Source organism: Streptantibioticus parmotrematis (assembly GCF_019890615.1).
In the GTDB taxonomy this organism is placed as follows: domain Bacteria; phylum Actinomycetota; class Actinomycetes; order Streptomycetales; family Streptomycetaceae; genus Streptantibioticus_D; species Streptantibioticus_D parmotrematis.
Genome location: NZ_JAINVZ010000004.1, coordinates 311,470 through 337,242 on the forward strand (window position 1 = coordinate 311,470; position 25,773 = coordinate 337,242).

The following is a 25,773-nucleotide window of genomic DNA, read 5'->3' on the forward strand; positions in this document are numbered from 1 at the left end:
ACACAACCCGCGTCGGCCCCCAAGTGCGTCCGCTGTCACGGCTGATCCGAAGGGTCATACGAGGCTGCTCGCCGGTGTCCATGCCGGGAGCATCGCGCCCGTCGTCAGGACGTGGGAACCTCCCGCAAAGCCCACTTGGGGACGTCCCGACAGAGGTAGAACGTCCCTACCAACGTCCCGCCAGGTGGGTGGAGACTGAATGTCCAACGAGAGATTACGAGTAGCCATGGCAGCGGGTGGATGGACCAACGCCGGTCTGGCCGCGAAGGCCGAAGTGGACCCCAAGTCCGTTGAGCGGTGGGTGAACCTCGGTCGCACTCCACGCCGCGAGGCCGCCGTTCGTGCCGCCGAGGCTTTAGGGGAGGACGTGTTCGCATTGTGGCCGGGGCTTCGGCAGGCGCGAGCGGCGCGTGCCGTGAGTCCCGAACTGGTCGCGCTCTACGAGCAACGCGCCGACCTTCCCGTGTCGACCTTCGTCGAACTCATGACCCAGGCCCGGGAACGCATCGACGTACTCGTCTACGCGGCGATCTTCCTCCACGAGGCTTACCCTCGTCTCAATGATCTCCTGCGGGAACGCGCAGCCGAAGGCTGCACTGTCCGCATCGCGCTCGGCGACGCGGACAGCCCGAACGTTCAACAGCGCGGCAAGGAAGAGAAGTTCGGGCACGGGATCGAGACCCGGTGTCGCCTCGCTCTCATGCACTACCGTCCGCTCGCCGGAGTGCCGGGCATCGAACTGCGTACGCATGGGGGCACACCCTCTACAACAGCTTGTACCGCGCCGACGACCAGATACTGGTGAACGCGCACGTGTGGGGCGTCAACGCCTACGGCGCGCCCGTCTGGCATCTTCGGCGCCACCGTGAAGGCGGCGTCTTCGACACCTACGCGGGCAGCTTCGACGCTGTCTGGGCATCGGCCGTGCCCGTGACGGAGGGCTGAGCGATGGCACGGACCGAGTACTACGACGACCCCGCCGCCCCGGAGCCGAACAGCATGGTGGTCGCCGCTTCGGCCGTCGTCACCGACGAGGCCGGACGCATCCTGTTGCAACGTCGCCAGGACAGCGGTCTGTGGGCGCTCCCCGGCGGCGGCATGGAGATGGGCGACTCCCTTCCGGGTGCTGCCGTGCGCGAGGTGAAGGAGGAGACAGGTCTCGACGTCGAGATCACGGGTCTCGTCGGCACGTACACCGACCCCCGCCACGTGATCGCCTACAGCGACGGCGAGGTCCGCAGGCAGTTCAATATCTGCTTCACCGCACGCGTCATCGGTGGTGCGCTCGCCATCTCGGACGAGTCCACGGAACTGCGGTTCATCGCGCCGGACGCGCTGGCGACGCTGCCCATGCACCACACACAGCGGCTACGGCTGCGGCACTACCAGGAAGCCCGCGACCAGCCGTACCTCGGCTGAAAACCGGTGCCGGGCCGCGTTTCATCCCCGCTTACGCAAAGCTGTCGACCCGGCACGTTCCGGGACGCCACCCACACGTCCGCCCGCACCTCAGGCGGGACGGGGCCGCCCCGCGACGCCATGAGGCACACTGGAGGATTAGCCCAACGCGATCGGAGAGGCGGAGAGCGCGTGAACGGACCCCTCATCGTCCAGAGCGACAAGACGCTGCTGCTGGAGGTGGACCACCCGCAGGCGGACGACTGCCGACGGGCCATCGCGCCGTTCGCCGAGCTGGAGCGGGCTCCCGAGCACATCCACACCTACCGGGTCACCCCGCTCGGGCTGTGGAACGCGCGGGCCGCGGGGCACGACGCCGAGCAGGTCGTGGACGCGCTCGTGCAGTACTCGCGCTACCCGGTGCCGCACGCGCTGCTGATCGACGTCGCCGAGACGATGGCCCGCTACGGGCGGCTGCGGCTGCTCAAGCACCCGACGCACGGGCTCGTGCTGGAGACCACCGACCGCCCGGTGCTGCACGAGGTGCTGCGGTCGAAGAAGGTCCAGCCGCTGGTGGGCAAGCGGATCGACGAGGACAGCGTCATCGTCCACCCCTCCGAACGCGGGCAGATCAAGCAGGTGCTGCTCAAGCTGGGCTGGCCCGCCGAGGACCTGGCCGGCTACGTGGACGGCGAGGCGCACCCGATCGAGCTGGAGCAGGACGGCTGGGAGCTGCGCCCGTACCAGCAGCACGCCGTCGACGGCTTCTGGCACGGCGGCTCCGGCGTGGTCGTGCTGCCGTGCGGCGCGGGCAAGACGCTGGTGGGCGCGGGCGCCATGGCGCGGGCCAAGGCGACCACGCTGATCCTGGTGACCAACACCGTCTCCGCCCGGCAGTGGAAGCACGAACTGGTGCGCCGCACCTCGCTGACCGAGGACGAGATCGGCGAGTACAGCGGCACCCGCAAGGAGATCCGGCCGGTCACCATCGCCACGTACCAGGTGCTGACGACCAAGCGGAAGGGCGTCTACCCGCACCTGGAGCTGTTCGACTCCCGCGACTGGGGTCTGATCGTCTACGACGAGGTGCACCTGCTGCCCGCGCCGGTCTTCAAGTTCACCGCCGACCTCCAGGCGCGCCGCAGGCTCGGGCTGACCGCGACCCTGGTGCGTGAGGACGGCCGTGAGTCGGACGTCTTCTCGCTGATCGGCCCCAAGCGCTTCGACGCTCCGTGGAAGGAGATCGAGGCGCAGGGTTACATCGCGCCGGCCGACTGCGTCGAGGTGCGGGTCAACCTCACCGACGCCGAACGCCTCGCGTACGCGACCGCCGAGACCGAGGAGAAGTACCGCTACTGCGCCACGACCGCGACCAAGCGGCGGGTGACCGAAGCCCTGGTGGCCCGGCACCAGGGGCAGCAGACGCTGGTCATCGGCCAGTACATCGACCAGCTGGACGAGCTGGGCGAGCACCTGGACGCCCCGGTGATCAAGGGCGAGACCACCAACGCGCAGCGCGAGAAGCTCTTCGACGCCTTCCGGCGCGGGGAGATCAGCGTGCTCGTGGTCTCCAAGGTCGCCAACTTCTCCGTAGACCTGCCCGAGGCGACCGTCGCCATCCAGGTCTCCGGCACCTTCGGCTCACGCCAGGAGGAGGCGCAGCGGCTCGGCCGGGTGCTGCGGCCCAAGGCGGACGGCCACGAGGCCCGTTTCTACTCGGTCGTCGCGCGGGACACCGTCGACCAGGACTTCGCCGCGCACCGGCAGCGCTTCCTCGCCGAGCAGGGCTACGCGTACCGCATCGTCGACTCGGACGACGTGCTGGCGGGCGTCGACCTCGCCACGGACGGCCCCGCCGGGGACGAACTGACCGGCGACGACCTGACCGGCGACGGGGTGTAGCGGCGTATTCGCCAGACGGCGAAGGCCAGGAAAGCCAGGCCCAGCACCGGGTACGGCGACGCCAGCGGCTGCTGCCACCACGGCAGCCGCAGGACGTAGGAGCCGGGGCGGTGCACCAGCCACATGGTGCGCGCGGTGAACGCGATCAGCACCAGGCCGAGCGCCGTCCAGCGCCAGGGGACCCGGCGTGCCTCGGCGGCCAGCACGATCAGCAGCGGCACGCACCACACCCAGTGGTGCGTCCAGCTGATCGGCGAGACCAGCAGCGCGGTGACCGCCGCGCACAGCACCCCCCACGTCTCCAGCCCGCGCCGCGCCGCCCACGCCGCGACGGCGAGCCCGGCCACCGCGACCAGCGCGGCGGGCACCTGCCACCACAGGCCCGGCGCGGTGGTGTGCAGCAGCCGGGCGATCAGCCCTTGGAGCGACTGGTCGTCCACCGTCCAGACCTTGCCGACGCGCGAGGTGTCGAACATCTCGCGCGTCCAGTAGTCCACGCTGGCGGCGGGCAGCACCAGCCACCCCAGCAGCGCCGTGCCCGCGAACGCGGCGGCCGAGGTGGCGGCCGCCCTGCGCCGCCCGGACAGCAGCAGGTAGACGATGAACAGCGCGGGCGTCAGCTTGATCCCGGCGGCCACCCCGGTGGCGACGCCCTTGCCGCGCGCGCCGTCGGGCCGGGAGAGGTCCCACAGGACCAGGCAGTCCAGCGCCAGGTTCACCTGACCGCACACCAGTGTCTGGAAGACCGGCTCGATCCACACCCCCAGCGCGACGACGACCAGCAGCGCCACCGGCCGCAGCCCCACCCGGCGCGGCCACCCGGCGAACCGCATCGACAGGTGGGCGAGGACGGCGAGCAGCACGACGTTGGCCTCGGTGACCACCAGGCGCAGCACGTGCAGCGGGAGCCAGGAGGTCGGGACGAACAGGATCGCGGCGAACGGCGGGTACGTCGCGGGCAGCTGCCAGCGGGTCACCCTCAGGTCGTACAGCCCGTGGCCGGTGGCGGCGGCGAGGCCCTCGGCGCGGTAGACGACGACGTCGGCCATCTCGAAGCGCATCGCCACGCACAGGCCCCCGTAGGCGAGCAGCGACACGGCGAGCAGGGCGGTGGCGAACAGCAGGGGGCGCCGTGGGGCCGCGGCGAGCGCGGATCTGAGAGTGGCGGTGCCGGGAACGACCGAGGGGGCGGGTGCCCCCGACGGATTCCGTTCAGCGTCGCCTCGGTCGCCTCGTATCGCCGTCGTGGTCGCACTCACCTGGGCTGGCCTTCCGGTCACCGTGGTCGGTCGGCACCGGCGGTGAGCCGACACCCCCGGCGACCCTACCCATCGACCGGCGGGCCACGCCGGGCATCGGGTCAGGCGAGGCCGCTTCGCGCGCCTTGGCGGGGTATGCGCGACAGGTCGGGCTGCTTGGTGCCGTCGGTGCCGAGTACGACGACGCGGAAGGCGGTGTCGACGAAGACACCGACGGCGCGCAGGGCGCTGCCGAGGACGTGGCGCGGATGGTCACCGCGGTCGGCGGACGGGGTGGCGGGGGCGGACGGGCCGCCTTCGGCGCGGGCGGCGGCGGACAGGGCCGAGATGGCGGTGCTGCCGCGGATCGGGTTCAGCGTGTTGGTAGCCATGTCTCCACGGTAGGTTTTCACCCGATTGGCGCGCATCGGCCCGCGGGATGATCGTCCCGGCGCGTCCGCTACGACTCCAGGCTGACCCGTCACTCAGGGGAGTGAGGGTGGCCCCCGGGCCTGGAACTCGGGCGCCGACCCGGGCGCCGACCCGGGCGCCGGGCACGTACGCCGGGCCCCGCCGCCGTGCGGGCTCCGGAGCCCGAGGCCGGACCGCCCGCCCCGGCTTCCCACTCGCCCCGGCTCCCCGCCCGCGCCAGCGGCACGCACGCTCCCAGCGGCACGCCCGCTCGCAGCGGCGCGCCCACGCCCCGCCACCCCGCCCCGAAATCCATTCGCGTCACCGCCCGCCGCGGCGTAACATCTCGCGTCTTGCTGTCTCCGCGCACCGGCTCGTACGCCGGGTCGGGAGCGCCGACCGGACGGAAACCGGTCGGCAGCCGAGTCGTACTACCACTCGCGTACACACAGCGGCCGCGCGTCGGCCGGGCCCTTCGTGGTGCCCGCCCGCCCGGCGGCTGTGGCGCGCCCGCGTACTTCCGGAGGCATCGCACCGTGTCCGCGCCCCTGCCCGCGCCCGAACCCGCCGGCCCACCCACCGCACCGGCCGACCCCGCCGACCCGACCGCCGCACCCGCGGAATCCGCCGCGGACCCCACCGCCGATCCGACCGATCCCGCCGACCCGACCGATCCCCTCGTGACGGCCGAGACCGCCGCGCCCCCCGACCACGACGACCCCCTCGCGCGGGAACGTGCCCACCTCGCCGCCTCCCGCAGCGCGCTGCGGGACATGCGGGCGGAGGCCGAGGCGCTCGACATCCGGGACGTGACCGCGAACTGGGTCAACGCCGAGGTGCTGCAACGTCAGATCGACGACCGCATCGCCGCGCTCGCCGACCTCGCGCACACCCCGTTGTTCTTCGGCCGCCTCGACTACCTGCACGCACCCGCCGCGGACCAGGCGGAAGGCACCGAGGGCGAACAGTTCTACATCGGGCGGCGGCACGTGCACGACGCCGAGGGCGAGCCGATGGTGATCGACTGGCGCGCGCCCGTCTCGCAGCCGTTCTACCGGGCCTCCCGCAAGGAGCCGATGGACGTCGGGCTGCGCCGCCGCTTCGGCTACACCGGCGGTGGCCTGACCGCGTACGAGGACGAGCACCTCACGGACCCGGCCGAGGCCGAGACCAGCAGCAAGCTGCTCCAGAGCGAGATCGAGCGGCCGCGCGTCGGCCCGATGCGCGACATCGTGGCCACCATCCAGCCGGAGCAGGACGAGATCGTGCGGTCCGGCATCGGCGGCACGGTCTGCGTGCAGGGCGCGCCCGGCACCGGGAAGACGGCGGTCGGCCTGCACCGGGTCGCCTTCCTGCTGTACGCGCACCGCGAACGGCTGGCGCGCACCGGCACGTTGGTGGTCGGGCCGAACCGTTCCTTCCTGCAGTACATCGAGCAAGTGCTGCCCGCGCTGGGCGAGTTGCACGTGAAACAGGCCACCGTGGACGACCTGGTGGCGCACGTCGAGGTGCGCGGCACCGACTCACCGCTCGCCGCCCGGATCAAGGGCGACGCGCGGATGGCCGAGGTCGTGCGCCGCGCGGTGCGTTCCGGGATCACGATGCCGTCCGAAGGCGTCGTCGTGGTACGCGGTTCGCGGCGCTGGCGCGTTCCGTCGTACGAACTCCAGGAGATCGCACAGGAGTTGGCGGAACGCGACATCCGTTACGGCGCCGCCGCCGAGGCGTTGCCGCAGCGGATCGCGCACGCGGTGCTGGTACGGATGGAGGCGGCGGGCGAGGCGCCCGACGACCGGGTGCAGGACGCGGTGGCCCGCTCGCAGCCGGTGAAGGCGGCGGCGAAGGCGATCTGGCCGCCGGCCGACCCGGCGAAGACCGTGCTGCGGCTGCTGTCCGACGCGGACTTCCTCGCGGAGTGCGCCGAGGGGCTGCTGACGCCCGAGGAGCAGGCCGCGATCCGATGGGAGAAGCCCGCACGGGGCGTGAAGTCGGCGCGCTGGTCGGCGGCGGACGCCGTGCTGGTGGACGAGGCGGCGGACCAGGTGCACCGCACGCCCTCGCTCGGTCACGTGGTGCTGGACGAGGCGCAGGACCTCTCCCCCATGCAGTACCGCGCGGTCGGGCGGCGGTGCACGACCGGTTCCGCGACCGTGCTGGGCGACATCGCGCAGGGCACCACGCCCTGGGCGACCGGCAGTTGGCAGGAGGCGCTGGCGCACCTGGGCAAACCCGACGGGCGGATCGAGGAGTTGACGCGCGGGTTCCGCGTGCCGCGCGAGGTCATCGCGTACGCCTCGCGGCTGCTGCCGAGGATCGCGCCCCGGCTGGCCCCGGCGACGTCGGTGCGTGAGTCGGCGGGCGATCTGGTCGTACGGGCGGTCGGCGAGGGCGAGTTGACGGACGCGGTGCTGGCGGCGTGCCGTGCGTCGCTGCGGCGCGAGGGGTCGATCGGGCTGATCGCGGCGGACGCGCGGATCCCCGGACTGCGGCAGGCGCTGGAGGCGGCCGGGCTGGCGTGCCTCGAACCGGGCGAGGAGACGTCGGAGGAGTCCCGGCTGACGCTGGTGCCCGCGTCGCTGGCGAAGGGCCTGGAGTACGACTACGTGGTGGTCGACGAACCGGCCGCGGTGGTGGCGGGCGAACCGGACGCCCGCACCGGCCTGCGCAGGCTCTACGTCGCGCTGACCCGGGCGGTCTCCGGCCTCACGGTCGTCCACGCGTCCCCGCTGCCGGAGGAACTGGCGGGGTAGGCCGGAGGGCGGAGGCGGGCCCACCGGGCGCGAACGATGACGTGGGTGCCCGGCGAAACATGGGCTCCCGCCTCCGGCCCCGCGCACGTGGGTGCCCGCGAAAACCGGGCCCCACCTCCACCCCCGCGTACGCGGGCGCCCGGCGAAAGCCCGGCCCCCGCCTCCGCCCCCGCACCCCGTCCCCGGCCCCCCGCCTCCGCCGCGCCTCAGCCCACCGGCTGGCTCAGTGGCTGGTCCAGCGTCTCGCGCCAGGAGCGCACCGTCGCCGTCTCCACGGGCGACGCCCAGCCGCCCGTGCCGCGCACCGCGCCGCCGACGTGGAAGGCGTCCGCGCCCGCCGCCCGCAGCACCGGGAGGTGCTCGGCGCGCAGGCCGCCGCCGATCAGCAGGCGCGGGGCGTGCTCCGGGTCGCCCGAGCCGTTGCGGGCAGCCTCGGCCAGCAGCGTCGGCAGGCCGTCGTCCACCCCGGCCGCGCTGCCCGCGGTCAGGTACGTGTCGAGCCCGGGCATGCCGGACAGCGCGCGGCGCACCGCGTCCCGGTCGGCCGCGTGGTCGATGGCGCGGTGGAAGGTCCAGCGGCAGCCCGCGATCGTGGCGGCGAGCGCCCGTACCGCGGCGAGGTCGACCGCCCCGGCCTCGTCGAGGAAGCCGAGTACGAACTCGTCGGCGCCCTCGGCCCGCAGGTCCCGCGCGAGACGGCACAGCGCGTCCACGTCGCCCGCCCGGAAACCGGCGCCGGTGCGCAGCATCACGCGGATCGGGATGCCGACCGCTGCCCTGACGGCGGCGAACGTCTCTCGGGTCGGGGTGAGGCCGTCCGCCGCCATGTCGCTGACCAGTTCGAGGCGGTCCGCCCCTCCGGCCTGCGCGGCGACGGCGTCGGCGGCGTCCAGGGCGATCACTTCGAATATTGGTCTAGACATGTACGACAGAGTGCCACATCGCCCGCGGCGACTGCCAGACGGCCCCGCCCGGCTCCCTCACAATGGGCGTATGTCAGCCAACGGGCACCTGCCTCCGGCATCCGCCGCGCCGGGCCGCCGCCACGCCGCGCACGACGACCTGCTCGACCGCTGGACGCGGACGCTGCGCCGCGCCGGCGCCACCGCCGACCCGGTCCCGTACGGCGAGAACCTGCTCGCCCGTTGGGGTGAACCGCACCGCAGGTACCACACCACCGACCACCTGCTGGCCGTGCTGGACCGCGTGGACGAACTGGCCGGACACGCCACGAACCCGGACACCGTGCGGCTGGCCGCGTGGTTCCACGACGCCGTCTACCGTCCGGATCGCAGCGAGAACGAGGAGCGCAGCGCCCACCTCGCGGAACGCGCGCTGCCGGAGGCGGGCGTCGGCGACGCGGTCACCGCCGAGGTGGCCCGGCTGGTGCGGGTGACGGCCGTCCACGACCCCGCGGACGACGACGCGGACGGCCAGGTGCTGTGCGACGCGGACCTGGCCGTGCTGGCCGGCTCCCCCGGCGCGTACGCCGCCTACGCGGCCGCGGTGCGCGAGGAGTACGGCTTCGTGCCCGACGCGGACTTCCGCTCGGGCCGGGCCGAGGTGCTGCGTCAACTCCTCGGCCTGCCACGGCTGTTCCGCACGCCGTACGGCGTCGAGCACTGGGAGCGCGCGGCCCGGCACAACGTGGGCACCGAGCTGGAACTGCTGACGGCGGGGTGAGGCCCCGGGCCGTCGGCACCGGGCATCAGCTCCAAGCGCGCAGCCCCAGGCGTGCGGCCCCATGCCGTCAGCCGTCCGCGCCGCTCCGCTTGCGGCGGCGCAGGCCCGCTTGCGTCAGGAGGGCGACCAGTTCGCGGCTGCGCGCCTCGACCGCGCCCAGCCGGACGGCGTCGGCGTACCGGGCGGCGGGCACGTCGTAGTGGTCGCGTTCGAAGGCCCGCTCCGGCACCCCCAACCTCCGGGCGAACGCGTGCAGTTCGTCGTACGAATCGTCGCTGACCAGGTGCGACCACATCCGCCCGTGGCCGGGCCAGGTGGGCGGGTCGATGTAGACGGTCACGGGCGCAGGCTTCCGACGGCGGCCACCACCGTGCCAGAGCGGCCGCAGACCCAGTGCGGGTCGGGGCCGAGCTCCGGTTCGACGTCCAGCGCGTGCGGATCGGCGCACGTCGGGCACAGCGGCCAGCGGCCCCGCCGCTCCAGCAGCGCGTCCTGGACGTCCTGGGCGACCAGGCCGGCGACGAAACCGGCGCCTTCCGGCCACTGCTCGCACCACCACCTGCGGTGCGTCACCGCGTCCTCCACCAGGGACACGACGTCGGCGTCGGCCACCCCGGCGGCCTGGAGATCGGCGAGCACGAGGGCCCGGGCGGCATGCAGCGCGGCTTCGAGGTCCATGCACCGATTGTCCCGTACGGGGGCTTGACCCGGTCCACCACTGAAAATACCTTTCAGGAATGAGGCCGATGACGAAGGAAACTTTCGGCGGTGCGGCGGATCGGGACCGCGACGCCCCCGTGGGACCGGCCGCCGTCCCCGGACCAGCCACCGCCCCCGGCGCGGGCGGCACCGCGCTCGCCGCCAAGGTCCGCACCCTCGCGCCCTCGATGACCCGTTCCATGCAGCGGGTCGCCGAGACCGTCGCGGGTGACCCGGCCGCCTGCTCCCGGCTCACCGTCACCGCGCTCGCCCAGCGCACCGGTACCAGCGAGGCCACCGTGGTGCGCACCGCCCGGCTGCTGGGCTACCCCGGCTACCGCGACCTGCGGCTGGCGCTGGCCGGATTCGCCGCGCAGCTGGAGGCGGGCGCCCCGGCCTCGGTCACCGCCGACATCGCGGTCGACGACCCGCTGGCGGACGTGGTCGCCAAGCTCGCGCACGACGAACGCCAGACGCTGGCCGACACCGCCGCCGCCCTCGACCTGTCCCAACTGGAGCTCGCCGTGGGCGCGTTGGCCACCGCCCGCCGCGTCGACGTCTACGGTGTCGGCGCCTCCGCCCTCGTCGGCCAGGACCTCACCCAGAAGCTGCTGCGCATCGGCCTGGTCGCGCACGCCCACAGCGACCCGCACCTGGCGGTCACCAACGCGGTGCAGCTGCGCCAGGGCGACGTGGCGCTCGCCATCACCCACTCCGGCAACACGGTCGACGTCATAGAACCGCTGCGGGTCGCCTTCGACGCGGGCGCCACCACCATCGCGGTCACCGGCCGTCCGGACGGCGCGGTCGCGCAGTACGCCGACCACGTGCTGACCACGTCCACCGCCCGCGAGAGCGAGCTGCGCCCGGCCGCGATGTCCAGCAGAACCGGTCAACTGCTCGTCGTGGACTGCCTGTTCGTCGGCGTCGCGCAGCGCACCTACGAGCGGGCCGCCCCGGCGCTGTCCGCGTCCTACGAAGCACTGGCCCACCGGCACACCGCCCGCACCACCCGGCTCTAGGGGTCCGGCGCCGGGCGCGGGACCGCCCGGCGCCGGACACCGAGCGGCGGACACGTGAGGAACGAAGAGTCGCCCATGCCCCACCACGAAGCACCCCGCCACGAAACACCCCGCCACGAAACACCCCGCGATGAAACGCCCCGCGACGAAGCGCGGCACGATGAAGCGCGGCACCCCGAACCGCCCGCCCACGAGGGCACACGCGGCGGAACCCCCCGCGGCCTGCGGCGCGAGCTGGACACCCTGACCACCGAGGCCTACCGGCCCGAACTGGCCGGGATCGACCAGTTGTCGACGCCCGACCTCGCCCGGCTGATGAACGACGAGGACGCGGGCGTTCCCACCGCCGTCGCCGCCCAACTGCCCAGCATCTGCGCCGCCATCGACGCCACCGCCGACCGGATGGCCAAGGGCGGCCGCCTGGTCTACGCGGGCGCGGGCACCGCGGGCCGCCTCGGCGTGCTGGACGCCAGCGAGTGCCCGCCGACCTTCAACACCGCCGCGGGCCAGGTCGTCGGCCTGATCGCGGGCGGTCCCGCGGCGATGACCGAGGCGGTCGAGGGCGCCGAGGACCGCGGCGAACTGGCCGTCGCCGACCTCGACGCGCTGGCGGTCGGCCCGGCCGACACCGTGGTGGGCGTCTCCGCCTCCGGCCGCACCCCGTACGCCGTCACCGCCGTCGAACACGCCCGCGCGCAGGGCGCGTTGACCGTCGGACTGTCCTGCAACGCGGACTCGCCGCTGGCCGCCGCCGCGGAACACGGCATCGAGGTGGTGGTCGGCCCCGAGCTGCTCACCGGATCGACCCGGCTCAAGGCGGGCACCGCGCAGAAGCTGGTGCTCAACATGATCTCGACCCTCACGATGATCCGGCTCGGCAAGACCTACGGGAACCTGATGGTCGACGTGCGCGCCTCCAACGACAAGCTGCGCGCCCGTTCGCACCGCATCGTCGCGCTGGCCACCGGCGCCGCGGACGAGGAGATCGCGGCGGCGCTGACCGCGACCGGCGGCGAGACCAAGAACGCGATCCTGGTGCTGCTGGGCGGGGTGGACGCGGCCACGGCGGCGGCGCTGCTGGAGTCGACGGGCGGCCGCCTGCGCCCGGCCCTGACCCGCAAGGCCGCCGGGGGCTGAACGCGGCGGCGGGCACGGGCCCGTGAATGCCGACAGGCCGCACGCCGAACGCCCCCGACAACGCCCGAGGGCGGCACCCCTCGCGGGGTGCCGCCCTCGGTTCGGTTCGCAGCCGTGCGTGGCCGGATTCCGATCCTCGCGAGTGCGAAGGATCAGAAGTCCATGCCGCCGCCCATGCCACCGGTCGGGTCGCCCGCGGGGGCGGCCTTCTCCGGCTTGTCGGCGATGACGGCCTCGGTGGTGAGGAAGAGCGCCGCGATGGAGGCGGCGTTCTGCAGCGCGGACCGGGTGACCTTGGCCGGGTCGATGATGCCGGAGGCGACCAGGTCGACGTACTCGCCGGTCGCGGCGTTCAGGCCGTGGCCGGTGGGGAGGTTGCGCACCTTCTCCACCACGACGCCGCCCTCGAGGCCGCCGTTGACGGCGATCTGCTTGAGCGGGGCCTCCAGGGCCAGCTTGACGATCGCGGCACCGGTGGCCTCGTCGCCGGTCAGGTCCGCCTCGAGCTTCTCGAAGACCGAGGAGGCCTGGATGAGGGCCACGCCACCGCCGGCGACGATGCCCTCCTCGACGGCCGCCTTCGCGTTGCGAACGGCGTCCTCGATGCGGTGCTTGCGCTCCTTGAGCTCCACCTCGGTGGCCGCGCCGGCCTTGATGACGGCCACGCCGCCGGCCAGCTTGGCGAGGCGCTCCTGGAGCTTCTCGCGGTCGTAGTCCGAGTCGGAGTTCTCGATCTCGGCGCGGATCTGGTTCACGCGACCCGCGACCTGCTCGCTGTCACCGGCACCGTCGACGATGGTGGTCTCGTCCTTGGTGATGACGACCTTGCGGGCACGGCCCAGCAGGTCGAGACCGGCGTTCTCCAGCTTGAGGCCGACCTCCTCGGAGATGACCTGGCCGCCGGTGAGGATGGCGATGTCGCCCAGCATGGCCTTGCGGCGGTCGCCGAAGCCCGGGGCCTTGACGGCGACGGACTTGAAGGTGCCGCGGATCTTGTTGACCACCAGGGTCGACAGGGCCTCGCCCTCGACGTCCTCGGCGATGATCAGCAGCGGCTTGCCGGACTGCATGACCTTCTCCAGCAGCGGGAGCAGGTCCTTCACCGCGGAGATCTTGGAGTTGACGATGAGGATGTAGGGGTCGTCGAGCGACGCCTCCATCCGCTCCATGTCGGTCGCGAAGTACGCGGAGATGTAGCCCTTGTCGAAGCGCATGCCCTCGGTGAGCTCGAGCTCGAGCCCGAAGGTCTGCGACTCCTCGACGGTGATGACGCCTTCCTTGCCGACCTTGTCCATGGCCTCGGCGATGAGCTCGCCGATCTGGGTGTCGGCGGCGGAGATGGAGGCGGTGGAAGCGATCTGCTCCTTGGTCTCCACGTCCTTGGCCTGCTCGAGCAGCTGGCCGGAGACGGCCTCGACGGCCTTCTCGATGCCGCGCTTGAGGGCCATCGGGTTGGCACCCGCGGCGACGTTGCGCAGGCCCTCGCGGACCAGCGCCTGGGCCAGGACGGTCGCGGTCGTCGTGCCGTCACCGGCGACGTCGTCCGTCTTCTTCGCGACCTCCTTGACCAGCTCGGCGCCGATCTTCTCGTACGGGTCTTCGAGCTCGATCTCCTTGGCGATGGACACACCATCGTTGGTGATCGTGGGGGCGCCCCACTTCTTCTCGAGGACGACGTTGCGGCCCTTGGGGCCGAGGGTCACCTTGACGGCGTCGGCGAGCTGGTTCATCCCGCGCTCGAGGCCGCGCCGCGCCTCCTCGTCGAACGCGATGATCTTGGCCATGTGAAGTGGTCCTCCCGGACGGGGTGGGCTCCGGACCGCGTGGCGCCCGCGACGGACGGCCACCCCGGCAGCGGTTCCTTCCCGCTGCCCGAGACGACCTCACCGACTCGGTCCTTCTGTCACTCTCAACGTCAGAGTGCTAAGCCCAATGATTAGCACTCTGACTGCGCGAGTGCAAGAAGGAGGCGCGAAGCGCCCCCTGTCCCCCCACCCCCTCCGGGCATGCACAAGGCCCGCACCTGTGCGGGGTGCGGGCCTTGCGTGCGCGCGTGCGCGCGCGAGCTTCGTGGTCGTACGCGGTCGGGTCAGCCGGCGGCGGCGAGCCGGACCATGTCCGCCTGCGGCCCCTTCTGGCCCTGCGAGATCTCGAACTCGACCCGCTGACCTTCTTCGAGGGTGCGGTAGCCGTCCATCTGGATCGCGCTGTAGTGCACGAAGACGTCCGCACCACCGTCGACCGCGATGAAGCCGTAGCCCTTCTCCGCGTTGAACCACTTGACGGTGCCCTGAGCCATCCCTAACTCCCCTATTACTGGCCCTTGCACGGACCCGCACTCCGCGGACCCGGGTCAGACCTCACCCCCGTGCAACTTGGTCAGGGGGCGTGCGCCGGAACGCGTCGACCGCGGCTGAATGTATCTGCACGACCGCCCTCTGCAACAGGTCAATCGGACGAGAATTCTGGGCACGGCCGATCGGTAATTTGCCGTTAAAGGACGGGAATTCAGGGCAACTCGGGCCGGGCACAGCGGGACCAACGCGACAATTCACGCCCCGATTTCGCGCACAACTTGTCGCGTTCCTCGCGCGCCCACGGCACACGCGCCACAGCCGGACGTGTGGCCGGACCTTGCCCTGGACGGGAGTTGCGTCGAGCGTAGTGCGACGGGACGGAAAAACCGGCCGATTGGCCGGAATGAAGAGTTCGGGCAGTACAGCGCCATGGTTTCGAAACGCCGACCACCACCGTCCCGCTTACTGTACCGCGCCGGGAGACGTGCGCATGCCCCGTTCACCGCAATGGCAAACGGGGCATGCACGGGAAATTGGAACGCGTTACGAGCCGTTCCGCGGCGGGCGCGGGTCAGCCGCCCGCGACCGCGGGAATGATCGAGACGCCGGCGCCTTCCGGGGTCGCCGTGCCCAGGCCGTCCGCGAAACGCACGTCGTCGTCGTTGACGTAGACGTTGACGAAGCGGCGCAGCTTGCCCTGGTCGTCCAGGACGCGCGCGGCGATGCCCGGGTGGTTCTTCTCCAGCGACTCGATGACCTCCGACAGCGTGCCGCCCTCGGCGGCCACCTCGGCCTGGCCGCCGGTGTAGGTGCGAAGGATCGTGGGGATGCGGACGTTGACGCTCATGCTTGTCTCCTCGCTCGGCTCGCTCACGCGAGTCCGGCCTCGCGGAACGCGTCCAGGGACGGACGGATGACGGCGGTCGGGCCGGTGGTGGGGGCGACGGCGTCCAGGGTCTTGAGGCCGTCGCCGGTGTTGATGGCCACGGTCTCCTCGGACGGGTCGAGCAGGCCGGTCTCGATCAGCTTCTTCAGCACGCCGATGGTGACCCCGCCCGCGGTCTCGGCGAAGATCCCCTCGGTGCGGGCCAGCAGCTTGATGCCCGCCACGACCTGCTCGTCGTTCACGTCCTCCACCGCGCCGCCGGTGCGCCGGGCGATGTCCAGCACGTAGGGGCCGTCCGCCGGGTTGCCGATCGCCAGCGACTTGGCGATGGTGTCCGGCTTGACCGGTCGCACCACGTCGTGGCCGGCCTTGAACGCGGCGGAGACCGGCGAGCAGCCCTCGGCCTGCGCGCCGTAGATCCTGTAGGGCTTCTCCTCGACCAGGCCGAGCTTGATCAGCTCCTGGAGCCCCTTGTCGATCTTGGTGAGCTGGGAGCCGGAGGCGATCGGGACGATGATGTTGTCGGGCAGCCGCCAGCCGAGTTGTTCGCAGATCTCGTACGCGAGCGTCTTGGAGCCCTCGCCGTAGTACGGGCGCAGGTTGACGTTGGTGAAGCCCCAGCCCTCGCCGATCGGGTCGCCGATCAGCTCGCTGCAGAAGCGGTTGACGTCGTCGTAGGTGCCCTCGATGCCGACCAGGTCGCCGCCGTAGACCGCGGCCATGACGACCTTGCCGGCCTCCAGGTCGTGCGGGATGAAGACGCAGGAGCGGAAGCCCGCGCGGACCGCGGCGGCGCCGACCGCGCCCGCGAGGTTGCCGGTGGAGGAGCACGACAGCGTGGTCAGGCCGAAGTTGCGGGCGGCCTCGACGGCGATGGCGACCACGCGGTCCTTGAAGGAGTGCGTGGGGTTGCCGGAGTCGTCCTTGACGAACAGCCCTCCGGTGACGCCGAGTTCGGCGGCGAGGCGGTCGGCCTTGACCAGCTTGGTGAAGCCCGGGTTGAGGTTGGGCTTGTCGGTGACGTCGATGGGTACGGGCAGCAGCGGCGCGTACCGCCAGATGTTGTCCGGGCCCGCCTCGATCCGCTTGCGCAGGCCCTCCGGGTCACCGGTGGGGAACTCGTAGGCGACCTCCAGCGGGCCGAAACACGAGGCGCAGGCGAAGACCGGGCCGAGCGGGGTGCGCTCACCGCACTCGCGGCACGAGAGCGCGACGGCGGGCCCGAAGTCCGGGGCGGCGGTGGATGCGGGGGTGGCGGTGTCGGCGGTCTGCACAGCCATGATGGCGAGGCCCTTTCTCCTCATCTTCCTCGCGGCGTACTTCGTCGCGAGACGGAATTGGCACCTTCCCCACCGTGACCTCGCGGTCGGCGGGAGGGTTGCCGGGGCTTCAACGGGCCGTTCCCTCTGCCCCTCTGGATGAGCGGTATGGCGCCGGGCGGGGCCCGGGCGTTTGTGGTCACGCGCGGACCCGGCATGCGGGCGTCATACGCGTTGTTCAAGACTGTAACCGAAGCATCGGACACTTGAGAGAGTCGTCCGCACCGCGAGACGCATCACGGACACCCAGGGTTTCACCCGGTCACAGCGAGGAGACGCGTACGTGCTGGAAGAGGTGGAGCGCTGGCTGCGGACGCGGTCGTGGTCCGCGGCGGACCGGCCGCTCGACCGGCTGCTGGACGCCAAGCGGGCGGCCGGGCCGGACGGCACGGTGAGCGTGGTGCTTCCGGCGCTCGACGAGGAGGCCACGGTCGGCGCGATCGTCGGCGAGATCCGCCGGGAGCTGATGGACGGGCCGGTGCCGCTGGTGGACGAGCTGGTGGTGATGGACTCCGGCTCCACCGACCGCACCGCGGAGGTGGCCGAGCGGGCCGGGGCGCGGGTGGTGCACCGCGACGAGGTGCTGCCCCGCATCCCGGCGGTGCCGGGCAAGGGCGAGGTGCTGTGGCGGTCGCTGCTGGCGACCTCCGGCGAGATCGTCTGCTTCGTCGACGCCGACCTGCGGGACTTCGACGCCTCCTTCGTGCACGGCATCGTCGGCCCGCTGCTGACCGATCCGGGGGTGCGGCTGGTCAAGGCGATGTACGACCGGCCGCTGGAGACCGGCGGCGCGGTGGTGCCCGCGGGCGGCGGCCGGGTCACCGAGCTGGTCGCCCGCCCGCTGCTGAACCTGCACTGGCCGAAACTGGCCGGCTTCGTGCAGCCGCTGGGCGGCGAGTACGCGGCCCGTCGCTCGCTGCTGGAGCGGCTGCCGTTCCCGGTCGGCTACGGGGTGGAGCTGGGCATGCTGGTGGACGCGCTGGCCGAGGTCGGGCTGGACGCGCTGGCACAGGTGGACGTGGGCGTGCGGCACCACCGCCACCAGGACGGCCAGGCGCTGGGCCGGATGGCGGCGACCATCTACCGCACGGCGCAGGCGCGGCTGGCGCGGGCGCAGTTGACGCGGCCGGTGCTCACCCAGTTCGACCGCGCCCCGGACGGCGGTTTCCGGCCGCGGGTGCACGACGTCGCGGCGGAGGAACGCCCGCCGATGATCACGGTCCCGGAGTACGCGCGCTCGCGGGCGGCGTGAGCGCGGCCCGGCCCGGCCCGGCGGCGTGGTCGGGCAGCGTGATCCGGACACCGGACGGCGGCGACGCGGCGGGCACGGCCGGGACCCGTTTGCGGCGCGAGGCGCGCGGCTAGGCTTGGACACATGGTCGAACCGCGCACCGCTGGTCACACCGCCCGCATCCTGGTCGCGTCCAACCGCGGACCGGTCTCCTACTCCCGCGCCGACGACGGCACGCTGACCGCGAAACGCGGCGGCGGCGGCCTGGTGTCGGGGCTCAGCGCGATCGGCCCGGACGCCGGTGCCGTGTGGGTCTGCTCGGCGCTGTCCGACGACGACCGCGCGGCGGCCAGGGCGGCGGACGGCAGGCTCGACCCGGCCGACACCGGTGATCAGCGCGTGCGCATGCTGGACATCGACGCGGCGACGTTCACCGACGCGTACAACGGCATCGCCAACTCCGTGCTGTGGTTCATCCACCACCTCCTCTACCAGACCCCGCTGGAGCCGGCCTTCGGCCCCGACTTCCGCACCCAGTGGGCGAGTTACGTCCGCTACAACACCGCCTTCGCGGACGCGCTGGCCAGGGACGCCGAGCAGGGTGCGGCCGTCCTGGTACAGGACTACCACCTGACACTGACACCGGGGCTGCTGCGCGAGCGCCGCCCCGACCTGCGCATCGGCCATTTCTCGCACACCCCCTGGGCGCCGCCGGACTACTTCCGCCTGCTGCCCGACGACGTCGCCGCGGACGTGCTGCGCGGCATCCTCGGCGGTGACCGCGCCGCGTTCCTGACACACCGCTGGGCGCGGGCCTTCGCGGACTGCGCGGCGGACGTGCTGGGCGCCGAGGTCACCGACGTCGCAGGGACGAACGGCGAACTGGCGGTCACCCACGAGGGCCGCACCACCCGCGTCGGGGTGCACGGGCTCGGCGCCGACCCGGACTTCCTGCGCGAGCGCGCCCACCGCGCGGACGTCGACGCGTGGCTGCCCAGGCTGCGCGAGCAGATCGGCGAGGGGCGCAAGGCCATCGTCCGGGTGGACCGCACCGAGCTGTCGAAGAACATCGTGCGCGGGCTCCAGGCATACGACCGGCTGCTGACGGAGCACCCCGAGTGGCGCGGGCGCGTGGTGCACGTCGCGTTCGCCTACCCCTCCCGCTACGACCTGGCCGTCTACCGCGACTACACCGCGAAGGTCGAGCAGGTCGCCGAGGAGATCAACTCCCGCTGGGGGACGGACGACTGGCAGCCGGTGCTGCTGCGGGTCGACGACGACTTCGCGCGCTCGCTGGCGGCCTACCGGCTGGCGGACGTCGCGCTGGTCAACCCGATCCGCGACGGGATGAACCTGGTCGCCAAGGAGGTCCCGGTCGTCTCGGACGCCGGGTGCGCGCTGGTGCTCTCCCGTGAGGCGGGCGCGTACGCGGAGCTGGGGCAGGACGCGTTCGTGGTCAACCCCTACGACGTCGAGGCGACCGCGGCGGCGCTGCACGAGGCGCTGAACCTGCCGGCGGCGGAGCGGGCCGACCGCTCCAAGCGGCTGGCCGCCGCGGCCACGGCCCTGCCGCCGCAGCGGTGGTTCCTCGACCAGCTCGACGCGCTCGGCGGCTGACCGCTCCCCGGCCGGAGCCGGACCCCGACCGGAGCACGGGCACCGCTACAGCGCGTCCGCCAGCGCCGTCAGCAGGGCCACCACGCCCTCGGGCCCGTCCACCTCGACGTCCGAGCGGGCGGCCAGCGCCTCGACCTCCGCGCTGCCGCTGCACACCTTCAGGCCCGGCACGCCCTCGCCGCGCAGCCGCTCCACCGCGTCGAAGGCGGCCAGGTCGCCGAGGTCGTCGCCCGCGTAGAGGACCGACCCGGCGCCGACCTCCCGCGCGTAGGCCTGGAGGGCGGCGCCCTTGTCGACGCCCGGCGGGCGCAGTTCCAGCACCATGCGGCCGGGCTCGACGATCAGGTCGTGCCGCTCGGCCAGGTCGGTGAGCGGGCCGCGCAGCGCGTCCAGCGCGGCCTGCGGGTCGCTGGTGCGGCGGGTGTGGACGGCGACCGCGCGGCCGCCCTTGTCCTCGATCCACGTACCGCTCCAGGACCCGTTGCGGTCCAGGAAGCCGGGGAGTTCGGCGCGCACGGCGGTCACGCCGGGGTGTTCGCCGGGGCTGCGCACCTCGCCGGTGACCGCGTCCCAGCGCTCCGCGCCGTAGTGGCCGAGGACGACGAGGCGGTCCAGGCCCGCGACGCCCGCGAAGCCGCCGTGGCGCACCGCGACGCCCGCGGGCCGGCCGGTGACCACGGCCACCGAGCCCAGCAGCGGCGCCAGGCGGGCCAGCGCGGGGACCGCGCCGGGGTGGGCGCGGGCCTGGTCGGGGTCGGCGACGATCGGGGCCAGCGTGCCGTCGAAGTCCAGCGCGACGACCGCCCGCTTCGGTTCGGCCAGCAACGCGTCGAGACCCGCGCGGCCTTCCGGGGTGCCCGGTTCGGGGAGGGGTTGGCTGCCCATACGACGACCCTACCGGGGAGCGCCCCGCCGCCGGAGGGCGCACGGACGTACTCGCCGCCGTACGCCTCCCGCGCGGGATCCGGCGCGGCCCGCGCTACCCCTGCCGTTCGCGGCGCGCCTGCCGGGTCCGGCGCAGGCGGTTGACCAGCGCGGGGGCGTGGCGCTGGGCGCGGGGGTCGTCCAGGAGAGCGTTGAGCAGCTGGTAGTAGCGCGTCGAGGAGAGCCCCAGGCGCTCGCGGATCGCGCGCTCCTTGGCCCCCTGGCCGCGCCACTGACGGCCTTCGAGGTCCAGCAGCGCCACGTCCCGCGCCGACAGGCCCGCGTCGTCGGCCCCTGCTTCGACCTCGGCGGCCGCTGCGTCGCCCTCGACGGCCTCGGCACCCGCCGCTTCGGGCTCGGCGTCGGTCCCGGCGGCCGCCGCTTCGAGCCCGGCGGCTTGCGGGTCGTCCTCGGTGGGCGGGGGGCCGGACTCAGCGTTCTCCACGCCTCGACGCTACTTCGCCGTGGTGCTGGTGCTGTCGTCGGCCTCGGCGGTGCGCTGGAGGCTGGTCAGGACGCCGGACGGGTCCTGGGTGACGGCCTTGCCGATGACCTGCTTGAGCGCCGCGTTGACCGGGCCCCAGGAGGTCTTGTCGTCCGGGTAGAACTGCGCGTTGGGCAGCTCGTCGAGGAACGGCCAGATCTTCTTCTGCGAGGGGTCGGTCCGCATCGCGCTGGACGCGGAGACGGTGACCGGCTGGAGTTCGTACTCCTTGAGGAAGGTCAGCGTGTTCTGCGCGCTGTACATGAACTCCAGGAACTTGCCCGCGGCGGAGGCGTTCCCGTTCTGCTTGAAGGCCATCACCCAGTCGGCGACACCGAGGGTGGAGGTGAGCAGGCCGTTCTTGCCGGGGATCTTGGCTATGCCGTAGTCGATGTGCCCCTTGTCGGCCTCCTGGATCAGGGTGGGGTGGCCGTTGAGGAAGCCGCACTGGCCGCGGCTGAACGCGTCGAAGACGTCCTGGCGGTTGGTCTTCGCCGGGTCGGTGCCGGTCAGTTGGGTATCGACCAGGTTGGCCTTGATCCACTGGAAGGTCTCGATGTTCTGCGGCGAGTCGATGGTGTAGCTGCCGACGTCGTCGGTGTAGCCGCCGCCGTTGCCCAGCATCCAGATCATCGTCTCGGCGGCCGGTTCCTCGGGCCCGAAGGGCAGCCCGAACGGCACCTTGACGCCCGCCGCCTTCAGCTTCGTCGCGGCGGACTTCAGCTCGTCCCAGGTCTTCGGCGGCGCGGCCTGGCCCTGGGCGTCGACGATCCCGGCCTGCTTGAAGAGGGTCTTGTTGTAGAAGAGCATGCGCGCGCTGGAGACGAACGGCATGCCGTACTGGGTGTGGTTGACGCTGCCCGCGTCGGCCATCGAGCTGATGAAGTCCGCCTCGACGGAGACCGACAGCAACTGGTCGGCGCTGTAGAGGGCGTTGCGCGCCGCGTAGTCGGCGTACGCGCCGCACTGCGCGATGTCGGGCGCCTTGCCCGCGGCGACGAGCTGGGCGACCTTCTTGTCGACCTCGGTCCAGTCGTAGACCTGGATGTCGATGCTGATGCCGCTGTACTTCTTCTGGAAGGCACTGGCGACGTTGTTCCAGTAGGCCTGCGAGTCGTTGGCGGACGTGTCGCCGTAGTTCGCCGCGATCATGGTGAGCTTGGTGCCACCCACCCCGTCACCGCTGCACGCCGTGAGCGACATGGCCGCCGGGACCGACACCGCCGCCAGTCCCAGAAAACGCCGCCGATCCACTTGTCCTACCGCCTTCTCGCCGACCCGTTGAGCCCTTCGGAACGGCACAGTCTGCTAGCGGCCGCCCCCTAAGGTCTACACCACTCTCCGTATCGACTCGGCAACGGGTTCCCCTTCCGTTCACCTGCGCGACGGACAGCTCGCCCATTCCGCGACATACGCGGCGCCCTCCGGGTGACCGCCGGTGTCCGGTGCCGTGACGGTGACGGTCGGTGACGTGCCACCGGCGAGTGGTCGTCCGCACGACGCCGCGCCCACCTCCTGGCCGACCGGTGGACTAGACCTCTTGGCCGGTGCCGGGTCAGACTGGACCCCGTGAGACACGTCATCGCCCTCGATGTGGGCGGCACCGGCATGAAAGGCGCGCTCATCGCGCCCAGCGGCGACCGGCTCTACGAGACGCGTCGCCCGACCGAGCGGGCGCGCGGACCGGAGGCGGTCGTCGCGTCCGTGCTGGACTTCGCCGACGAGCTGCGCGAGCACGGCATCGCCGCGTTCGGGGAGCCCGCCGCGGCGGCCGGGGTCGCGGTGCCCGGCGTGGTGGACGACGCGGCCGGGATCGCCGTCTACTCGTCGAACATCGGCTGGCGTGACGTGCCGATGCGGGCCCTGCTCACCGACCGGCTGCACGGCGTGCCGGTCGCCCTCGGCCACGACCTGCGCTGCGGCGGCCTCGCCGAGGGCAGGCTGGGCGCCGGTCGGGGCCGCGAGCGCTTCCTCTTCCTGGCCCTCGGCACCGGTATCGCCGCCGCCATCGGCATCGACGGCCGCATCGAGGCCGGGGCCCACGGCTACGCGGGCGAGATCGGCCACATCGTGGTGCGCCCCGGCGGACGGCTGTGCCCCTGCGGGCAGACCGGCTGCCTGGAGACCGAGGCGTCGGCGTCCTCGGTGGCCCGCGCCTGGGCCGAGGCGGGCGGCGGCGAGGACGCCACGGCGGCGGAGTGCGCCACCGCCGTGGAGAAGGGCGACCCGCGGGCCCTGGCGGTGTGGCGGGACGCGGTCGCCGCGCTGGCGGACGGCCTGGTCACCGGGCTCACCCTGCTCGACCCGGGCACGCTGATCGTCGGCGGCGGACTGGCCGAGGCCGGCGAGACCCTCTTCGCTCCGCTGCGCGCCGCCGTGGAGCGGCGCATCACCTTCCAGAAGCTCCCCCTGATCGTTCCGGCGGCGCTCGGCGACGCCGCGGGCTGCCTGGGCGCGGGACTGCTCGCCTGGGACCGACTCTCCGTGGAGGTATCCGCCTGATGGCCGCACACACCAACTCCCGCCGCGCCGTGCTGACCGGGGCGCGCGTGGTCCTTCCGTCGGGCGTCGTGCGGGACGACCTGACGATCGAGGGCGACCGGATCGCCGCCGCCCGCGCCGAGGGGCGGGCCGGGGCCGAGGTGGTCGACCTGGCCGGCCACTGGGTGGTCCCGGGCTTCGTCGACATGCACGTGCACGGCGGCGGTGGCGCCTCGTTCTCCGCGGGGACGGTGGAGGAGGCGATGACGGCCATCACCACGCACCGCGCGCACGGCACCACCACGATGCTCGCCTCGACCGTCACCGGTGACCTGGACGAGCTGGCCCGGCAGGCCGCCGTGCTCTCGGAGCTGGCCGAGCAGGGCGACCTGGCGGGCGTGCACTTCGAGGGCCCGTTCATCTCGCCGCACCGCTGCGGCGCCCACCAGCCGTCGCTGCTGCGCGACCCGGACCCGGCGGACGTGCGCAAGCTGGTGGACGCCGCCCGCGGCACCGCGCGGATGATGACGCTGGCGCCCGAACTGCCGGGCGGTCTCGATTCGGTGCGGCTGCTGGCCGAGCAGGGCGTGATCGCGGCGGTGGGCCACACCGACGGCGACTACACGGCCACCCTCGCCGCGCTCGACGCGGGCGCCACGGTCGCCACCCACCTGTTCAACGCGATGCCGCCGCTGGGCCACCGCGACCCGGGCCCGGTGGCGGCGCTGCTGGAGGACGAGCGGGTCACCGTCGAGCTGATCAACGACGGCACCCACCTGCACCCGTCGGTGCTGGAGCTGGCCCACCGCGCCGCGGGCGCCGGGCGGGTCGCGTTCATCACCGACGCCATGGGCGCGGCCGGGATGAGCGACGGGCGCTACCCGCTCGGGCCGATGGAGGTCGAGGTGCGCGACGGCGTGGCGCGACTGGTCGAGGGCGGTTCCATCGCGGGCTCCACGCTGACCCTGGACACCGCGTTCCGGCGGGCCGTGACCGTGGACCGGCTGCCGGTGGAGCAGGTCGTGGCCGCCATCTCCGCCAACCCGGCGCGCCTGCTGGGCCGCTACGACCGGATCGGCTCGCTGGAGGCCGGCAAGGACGCGGACCTGGTCGTGCTGGACGAGGACTTCCGGCTGACCGGCGTCATGCGCAAGGGCGAGTGGCTCGTCGGTCCGGTCTAGGCGCCCGGGTCCGGGCGGACACCCGGGCCGGTATTACGACAATCAGGTACGGCGGTCGGCCCGGCTCTGGGCCGACCGCCGTTGTTTTGGCATGATCGCTCGCGCGACGCGACCACGCGGAACGCCAACCACACAGGAGGGGTGCCTCGCGGTGATTGTCACGGTCACGCTCAACGCCGCCCTCGACGTGACGTACCACGTGCCCCGGCTGACGGCGCACGCCACGCACCGGGTCTCCGACGTCACCGCGCGGCCCGGCGGCAAGGGGCTCAACGTCTCCCGCGTGCTGGCCGCGCTCGGCCACGAGACCGTCGCGACCGGCCTGGCCGGCGGCCGGACCGGCGAGGCGCTGCGCGAGGGGATGGCCGCGGCCGCGCCGGGGGTGACCGACGCGCTGATGACGGTGCGCGGCGAGACCCGGCGCACGGTCGCGGTGGTGGACGCGGCGAGCGGCGACACCACGATGTTCAACGAGCCCGGCCCGCTCGTCGGTGCCGAGGAGTGGGCGGCCTTCCTGCGCCGCTACGCCGAACTCCTGGACGGGGCGCGGGCGGTGGCGCTGTGCGGCAGCCTGCCGCCGGGCCTTCCGGTCGGCGCCTACGCGGAACTGGTCCGCGCCGCCCGCACCGCCGGGGTGTACGTGCTGCTGGACACCAGCGGTGAGGCGCTGCGCCGCGGCATCGCCGCCCGCCCCGACGCCATCAAGCCCAACGCGGACGAGCTCGCCCAGCTCACCGGCCTGACCGAGCCGCTGCGCGCGTCCGGCGAGGCCCGCAGGCGCGGCGCCCGCGCGGTCGTCGCCTCCGCCGGGCCCGCCGGGCTGCTGGCGGTGGCCGAGGAGGGCGTGTGGCAGGCGCCGGTGCCGGAACGGCTGGAGGGCAACCCGACCGGCGCGGGCGACTCGGCGGTCGCGGGGTTGCTGTCGGGGCTGGCGGAGGACCTGCCGTGGCCGGACCGGCTGGCCCGCGCGGTGGCGCTGTCGGCGGCGACCGTGCTGGCCCCGGCGGCGGGTGAGTTCGACCACAAGGCGTACGAACGCCTGCTGCCGCTCACCGAGGTGACGGAAGGCCACAAGGCGGCCTGACGCGGGCGGCGTGACGTGACGTCGCGGGC

At 73.1% G+C, this 25,773-nt stretch carries 23 protein-coding genes, 1 pseudogene and 1 riboswitch; of the genes and pseudogenes, 12 read left to right on the forward strand and 12 right to left on the reverse strand.

The window, feature by feature from the left end; all coding sequences use genetic code 11:
- Positions 1-199 precede the first annotated feature (199 nt).
- The 3 genes and pseudogenes from K7472_RS08705 (at position 200) to K7472_RS08715 (ending at position 3,300) form a co-directional block, all read left to right on the forward strand.
- Positions 200-945, forward strand: a pseudogene (locus K7472_RS08705) (XRE family transcriptional regulator).
- A 3-nt stretch (positions 946-948) separates the two neighbouring features.
- Entirely contained in the window at positions 949-1,419 is a 471-nt protein-coding gene (locus K7472_RS08710) for an NUDIX domain-containing protein (protein ID WP_222975800.1), read from the forward strand.
- Between the two features lie 171 nt (positions 1,420-1,590).
- Complete coding sequence (locus K7472_RS08715) at positions 1,591-3,300, forward strand: DNA repair helicase XPB (RefSeq protein ID WP_308013816.1); 1,710 nt, start codon at positions 1,591-1,593, stop codon at positions 3,298-3,300.
- On the opposite strand, the gene K7472_RS08720 is transcribed toward K7472_RS08715, so the two are convergent.
- Positions 3,186-4,424, reverse strand: a complete 1,239-nt coding sequence (locus K7472_RS08720; protein WP_372457947.1) for a glycosyltransferase 87 family protein — start codon at positions 4,422-4,424, stop codon at positions 3,186-3,188. The two genes, K7472_RS08715 and K7472_RS08720, sit on opposite strands and share 115 nt — an antisense overlap.
- A gap of 236 nt (positions 4,425-4,660) precedes the next feature.
- Positions 4,661-4,930, reverse strand: a complete 270-nt coding sequence (locus K7472_RS08725; protein ID WP_222976157.1) for a hypothetical protein — start codon at positions 4,928-4,930, stop codon at positions 4,661-4,663.
- 699 nt (positions 4,931-5,629) lie between these two features.
- Between K7472_RS08725 and K7472_RS08730 the strand changes: the two genes are divergently transcribed.
- Positions 5,630-7,699 carry a HelD family protein gene (locus K7472_RS08730; RefSeq protein ID WP_308013830.1) on the forward strand — a complete coding sequence of 690 codons (2,070 nt, stop codon included), beginning with the start codon at positions 5,630-5,632 and terminating at the stop codon, positions 7,697-7,699.
- Between the two features lie 206 nt (positions 7,700-7,905).
- On the opposite strand, the gene K7472_RS08735 is transcribed toward K7472_RS08730, so the two are convergent.
- Positions 7,906-8,622, reverse strand: coding sequence for a copper homeostasis protein CutC (locus K7472_RS08735; protein ID WP_222975802.1), 717 nt, complete (start codon positions 8,620-8,622; stop codon positions 7,906-7,908).
- 70 nt (positions 8,623-8,692) lie between these two features.
- Here K7472_RS08735 and K7472_RS08740 point away from each other — a divergent pair, with 70 nt between their 5' ends.
- Positions 8,693-9,382, forward strand: coding sequence for an HD domain-containing protein (locus tag K7472_RS08740; RefSeq protein ID WP_252395278.1), 690 nt, complete (start codon positions 8,693-8,695; stop codon positions 9,380-9,382).
- Between the two features lie 67 nt (positions 9,383-9,449).
- Here K7472_RS08740 and K7472_RS08745 read toward each other — a convergent pair whose 3' ends face one another.
- Both K7472_RS08745 and K7472_RS08750 read right to left on the reverse strand, forming a co-directional pair.
- Positions 9,450-9,722, reverse strand: a complete 273-nt coding sequence (locus K7472_RS08745; RefSeq protein ID WP_222975804.1) for a DUF4031 domain-containing protein — start codon at positions 9,720-9,722, stop codon at positions 9,450-9,452.
- Positions 9,719-10,060, reverse strand: a complete 342-nt coding sequence (locus tag K7472_RS08750; protein WP_222975805.1) for a DUF8819 family protein — start codon at positions 10,058-10,060, stop codon at positions 9,719-9,721. Before K7472_RS08750 ends, K7472_RS08745 begins: the two co-directional genes overlap by 4 nt.
- A gap of 68 nt (positions 10,061-10,128) precedes the next feature.
- Between K7472_RS08750 and K7472_RS08755 the strand changes: the two genes are divergently transcribed.
- Positions 10,129-11,103, forward strand: a complete 975-nt coding sequence (locus tag K7472_RS08755) for a MurR/RpiR family transcriptional regulator (RefSeq protein WP_222975807.1) — start codon at positions 10,129-10,131, stop codon at positions 11,101-11,103.
- A 75-nt stretch (positions 11,104-11,178) separates the two neighbouring features.
- Entirely contained in the window at positions 11,179-12,240 is a 1,062-nt protein-coding gene (gene murQ / locus K7472_RS08760; RefSeq protein ID WP_222975809.1) for an N-acetylmuramic acid 6-phosphate etherase, read from the forward strand.
- A gap of 152 nt (positions 12,241-12,392) precedes the next feature.
- On the opposite strand, the gene groL is transcribed toward murQ, so the two are convergent.
- The 4 genes from groL to thrC all read right to left on the reverse strand — a co-directional run bounded on the left by groL (position 12,393) and on the right by thrC (position 16,703).
- Entirely contained in the window at positions 12,393-14,024 is a 1,632-nt protein-coding gene (gene groL / locus K7472_RS08765; RefSeq protein WP_109445994.1) for a chaperonin GroEL, read from the reverse strand.
- 305 nt (positions 14,025-14,329) lie between these two features.
- Positions 14,330-14,539 carry a cold-shock protein gene (locus K7472_RS08770; protein ID WP_109445992.1) on the reverse strand — a complete coding sequence of 70 codons (210 nt, stop codon included), beginning with the start codon at positions 14,537-14,539 and terminating at the stop codon, positions 14,330-14,332.
- Positions 14,540-15,108: 569 nt separating this feature from the next.
- Positions 15,109-15,384 carry a MoaD/ThiS family protein gene (locus K7472_RS08775; protein ID WP_222975811.1) on the reverse strand — a complete coding sequence of 92 codons (276 nt, stop codon included), beginning with the start codon at positions 15,382-15,384 and terminating at the stop codon, positions 15,109-15,111.
- 23 nt (positions 15,385-15,407) lie between these two features.
- A complete protein-coding gene (gene thrC, locus K7472_RS08780; RefSeq protein ID WP_222975813.1) occupies positions 15,408-16,703 on the reverse strand; it encodes a threonine synthase in 1,296 nt (431 codons plus the stop codon).
- Between the two features lie 17 nt (positions 16,704-16,720).
- A riboswitch (SAM riboswitch) is annotated at positions 16,721-16,848 on the reverse strand.
- A gap of 177 nt (positions 16,849-17,025) precedes the next feature.
- Between thrC and K7472_RS08785 the strand changes: the two genes are divergently transcribed.
- Positions 17,026-17,994: a glucosyl-3-phosphoglycerate synthase gene (locus K7472_RS08785; protein ID WP_222975815.1), complete on the forward strand. Its 969-nt coding sequence runs from the start codon at positions 17,026-17,028 to the stop codon at positions 17,992-17,994.
- Positions 17,995-18,117: 123 nt separating this feature from the next.
- Complete coding sequence (locus K7472_RS08790; RefSeq protein ID WP_222975817.1) at positions 18,118-19,590, forward strand: alpha,alpha-trehalose-phosphate synthase (UDP-forming); 1,473 nt, start codon at positions 18,118-18,120, stop codon at positions 19,588-19,590.
- Between the two features lie 45 nt (positions 19,591-19,635).
- On the opposite strand, the gene otsB is transcribed toward K7472_RS08790, so the two are convergent.
- From otsB to K7472_RS08805, 3 genes are all read right to left on the reverse strand, one after another.
- Complete coding sequence (otsB, locus tag K7472_RS08795) at positions 19,636-20,475, reverse strand: trehalose-phosphatase (RefSeq protein WP_222975819.1); 840 nt, start codon at positions 20,473-20,475, stop codon at positions 19,636-19,638.
- A gap of 94 nt (positions 20,476-20,569) precedes the next feature.
- Positions 20,570-20,959 carry a DUF3263 domain-containing protein gene (locus K7472_RS33375; RefSeq protein ID WP_222975821.1) on the reverse strand — a complete coding sequence of 130 codons (390 nt, stop codon included), beginning with the start codon at positions 20,957-20,959 and terminating at the stop codon, positions 20,570-20,572.
- Between the two features lie 9 nt (positions 20,960-20,968).
- Complete coding sequence (locus K7472_RS08805) at positions 20,969-22,171, reverse strand: ABC transporter substrate-binding protein (protein WP_308013817.1); 1,203 nt, start codon at positions 22,169-22,171, stop codon at positions 20,969-20,971.
- A gap of 396 nt (positions 22,172-22,567) precedes the next feature.
- Between K7472_RS08805 and K7472_RS08810 the strand changes: the two genes are divergently transcribed.
- From K7472_RS08810 to K7472_RS08820, 3 genes are all read left to right on the forward strand, one after another.
- Entirely contained in the window at positions 22,568-23,500 is a 933-nt protein-coding gene (locus tag K7472_RS08810; RefSeq protein ID WP_222975825.1) for an ROK family protein, read from the forward strand.
- Positions 23,500-24,660, forward strand: coding sequence for an N-acetylglucosamine-6-phosphate deacetylase (gene nagA / locus K7472_RS08815; RefSeq protein ID WP_222975827.1), 1,161 nt, complete (start codon positions 23,500-23,502; stop codon positions 24,658-24,660). Before K7472_RS08810 ends, nagA begins: the two co-directional genes overlap by 1 nt.
- A 151-nt stretch (positions 24,661-24,811) precedes the next feature.
- Positions 24,812-25,744 carry a 1-phosphofructokinase family hexose kinase gene (locus tag K7472_RS08820; RefSeq protein WP_222975829.1) on the forward strand — a complete coding sequence of 311 codons (933 nt, stop codon included), beginning with the start codon at positions 24,812-24,814 and terminating at the stop codon, positions 25,742-25,744.
- Positions 25,745-25,773 lie beyond the last annotated feature (29 nt).

Bases quoted from the DNA above. Each gene is read 5' to 3' on its own strand.
- K7472_RS08710 (WP_222975800.1), top strand. From the start codon at position 949: ATGGCACGGACCGAGTACTACGACGACCCCGCCGCCCCGGAGCCGAAC.
- K7472_RS08725 (WP_222976157.1), bottom strand. From the start codon at position 4,930: ATGGCTACCAACACGCTGAACCCGATCCGCGGCAGCACCGCCATCTCG.
- K7472_RS08735 (WP_222975802.1), bottom strand. From the start codon at position 8,622: ATGTCTAGACCAATATTCGAAGTGATCGCCCTGGACGCCGCCGACGCC.
- K7472_RS08740 (WP_252395278.1), top strand. From the start codon at position 8,693: ATGTCAGCCAACGGGCACCTGCCTCCGGCATCCGCCGCGCCGGGCCGC.
- K7472_RS08750 (WP_222975805.1), bottom strand. From the start codon at position 10,060: ATGGACCTCGAAGCCGCGCTGCATGCCGCCCGGGCCCTCGTGCTCGCC.
- K7472_RS08755 (WP_222975807.1), top strand. From the start codon at position 10,129: ATGACGAAGGAAACTTTCGGCGGTGCGGCGGATCGGGACCGCGACGCC.
- murQ (WP_222975809.1), top strand. From the start codon at position 11,179: ATGCCCCACCACGAAGCACCCCGCCACGAAACACCCCGCCACGAAACA.
- groL (WP_109445994.1), bottom strand. From the start codon at position 14,024: ATGGCCAAGATCATCGCGTTCGACGAGGAGGCGCGGCGCGGCCTCGAG.
- K7472_RS08770 (WP_109445992.1), bottom strand. From the start codon at position 14,539: ATGGCTCAGGGCACCGTCAAGTGGTTCAACGCGGAGAAGGGCTACGGC.
- K7472_RS08775 (WP_222975811.1), bottom strand. From the start codon at position 15,384: ATGAGCGTCAACGTCCGCATCCCCACGATCCTTCGCACCTACACCGGC.
- thrC (WP_222975813.1), bottom strand. From the start codon at position 16,703: ATGGCTGTGCAGACCGCCGACACCGCCACCCCCGCATCCACCGCCGCC.
- K7472_RS08790 (WP_222975817.1), top strand. From the start codon at position 18,118: ATGGTCGAACCGCGCACCGCTGGTCACACCGCCCGCATCCTGGTCGCG.
- otsB (WP_222975819.1), bottom strand. From the start codon at position 20,475: ATGGGCAGCCAACCCCTCCCCGAACCGGGCACCCCGGAAGGCCGCGCG.
- nagA (WP_222975827.1), top strand. From the start codon at position 23,500: ATGGCCGCACACACCAACTCCCGCCGCGCCGTGCTGACCGGGGCGCGC.